A 2,425-nucleotide genomic window follows, 5' to 3' on the forward strand; every position below is an offset into this window, starting at 1 on the left:
GCCGCGGCGCGGCGCCTGGCCGCGGAGTCGGCCGCGCGCCCCTTCGACCTCGAGCGCGGGCCGCTCCTGCGCGCCTCGCTCGTCCGCCTGGGCGACGACGAGTCGCTCCTCCTCTTCGCCATGCACCACGTGGTGGGCGACGGGTGGTCCACCGGGGTGCTGGTGCGCGAGGTGTCCGCGCTGTACCGCGCCTTCGCCCGCGGCGAGCCGTCGCCGCTCCCGGAGCTCCCGGTCCAGTACGGCGACTACGCCGTGTGGCAGCGGAGCTGGCTCACGGACGAGGTCCTGGAGGGCGAGCTGGCCTTCTGGCGCGAGGCGATGGCCGGCGCCCCGCCGCTCCTGGAGCTCCCGCTGGACCGTCCGCGCCCGCCGGTCCCGGATCCGCGGGGCGCCCGCGTCGCCCTCCACGTACCGGCGGAGGTGGGCGAGGGGGTCCGGGAGCTGTGCCGCGCGGAGGCGGCGACCCCGTTCATGGTCCTGCTGGCGGCCTGGCAGCTCCTCCTGGCCCGCTACTCGGGAGACGAGGACGTGGTGGTGGGGACCCCGGTCGCGGGCCGGACGCGGACGGAGCTGGAGGGATTGATCGGGCTGTTCGTGAACACCCTCCCGTTGCGCGCCGACCTGGCCGGGCGGCCGTCGTTCCGCGAGCTGCTCCGCCGGAGCCGCCGGGCGACGCTGGCGGCGTTCGCGCACCAGGACCTCCCCTTCGAGCGCCTGGTGGACGAGCTGGGGGTGGAGCGCTCGCTGGCGCACGCGCCGCTCTTCCAGGCCCTGTTCGTCTTCGAGGGGGCCGCGCAGGAGGCGCCCTTGCTGGGCGAGGTGCGCGTGGAGGCGTGGGACGGCGGGGGCGAGGGGGCCAAGTTCGACCTGGCGCTGGAGGCCACGGACGCGGACGGCCGCCTCACCGGGGCGCTCGCCTACCGGACGGCGCTCTTCCACGCGGCAACGGCGGAGCGGGCCGCCGCCCATTTCGCTGCCCTCCTGGCCGCCGCCGTGGCCGCGCCGGGAGCGTCCGCCTGGGAGCTGCCGCTCCTCGGCCGCGCCGAACGGGAGGCGCTGGTGTCGGGCTGGAACGACACCGCTCTGCGGCACGCGGAGGCGGGATCCGTCCACGCGCTGTTCGAGGCCCAGGCGGCGAGGACGCCGGACGCCGTCGCGCTGGTCGCCGGGAGCGAGCGAGTCACCTACGCGGAGCTGGACCGCCGCGCCTCGTCGCTCGCCGTCCGGCTGCGCGGCCTCGGGGTGGGTCCGGAGGTGAGGGTCGGCGTCTGCACCGAGCGCGCCCCGGAGATGGTCGTAGCCGTCCTGGCGGCGCTGAAGGCCGGGGGCGCCTACCTCCCGCTGGACCCGGCCTACCCCCCGGAGCGCCTCCGCTTCCTGGTCGAGGACGCGGAGGCGCGCGTGGTCCTGACCACGGCCGCGCTCCGCGGCCGGGTCCCCGGCGCGGTGGAGCGGGTGCTCGTGGAGGAGGCCGCTCCGCACGGCGCGGACGGCGCTTCGCACCCGGCGCTCCCGGAGAGCCTGGCCTACGTCGTCCACACCTCCGGCTCCACCGGGACCCCCAAGGGCGTGATGGTGGAGCACCGCGCCCTCGCCAACCTGCTCCTGGGCACCCGCGCGCTCTTCGGCTTCGGCCCGGGCGACGTGGTGCCGAGCCTCGCCTCGCACGCCTTCGACATCTGGGGCTTCGAGGTGCTGGGTCCCCTCCTTGCCGGGGCCACGGTCCGGCTGGTCCCGGCGGAGCGGGTCACCGACCCGGCGGCGCTGGCGGAGGAGGCCGCGCACGCCACGGCGCTCCACGCCGTCCCCGCGCTGATGCGCCAGGTCGCCGCGTCCGGCCCACCCGCGGAGGGGCTGCGCTGGGTGTTCACCGGCGGCGACACCGTCCCCCCGGAGCTCCCGGGCGAGCTGCGCGAGCGCTTCCCCGGGGCGGAGGTCGCTGTCCTGTACGGCCCCACGGAGGGGACCGTCGTCGCCTCCGCGTACCGCGTCCCGGCGGGGGAGCCCGCGACGGGGCACCCCATCGGGTCGCCGCTCCCGAACGTACGGCTCTACGTCTGCGACCGCGGAATGGAGCCGGCGCCGCTCGGCGTTCCCGGGGAGCTGCTCATCGGCGGGGCGGGGGTGGCGCGCGGCTACCTGGGGCGTCCCGACCTCACCGCGGAGAAGTTCGTCCCAGACCCGTTCTCCGGCGCGGATGGTCCCGGCGCGCGACTGTACCGCACCGGCGACCGGGTGCGCCGCCGGGCCGACGGGGTCCTGGAGTTCCTGGGGCGCACGGACGCGCAGGTGAAGGTGCGCGGCTTCCGCATCGAGCCGGGCGAGGTGGAGGCGGCGCTGGCCGCCCATCCCTCCGTGCGCGAGGCCGTAGTCGCCGCGCGGGAGGACGCCCCGGGCGCGCGGCGGCTGGTGGCCTACGTCACCG

The 2,425-nt window shown here is 77.4% G+C and carries 1 protein-coding gene; it reads left to right on the forward strand.

Going from position 1 to position 2,425, the window contains the following annotated elements; genetic code table 11:
* The coding region (locus VGR37_20940; protein ID HEV2149878.1) for an amino acid adenylation domain-containing protein at positions 1-2,425 on the forward strand (2,425 nt) is incomplete at both ends.

This window comes from Longimicrobiaceae bacterium, assembly GCA_035936415.1.
Taxonomy (GTDB): domain Bacteria; phylum Gemmatimonadota; class Gemmatimonadetes; order Longimicrobiales; family Longimicrobiaceae; genus JAFAYN01.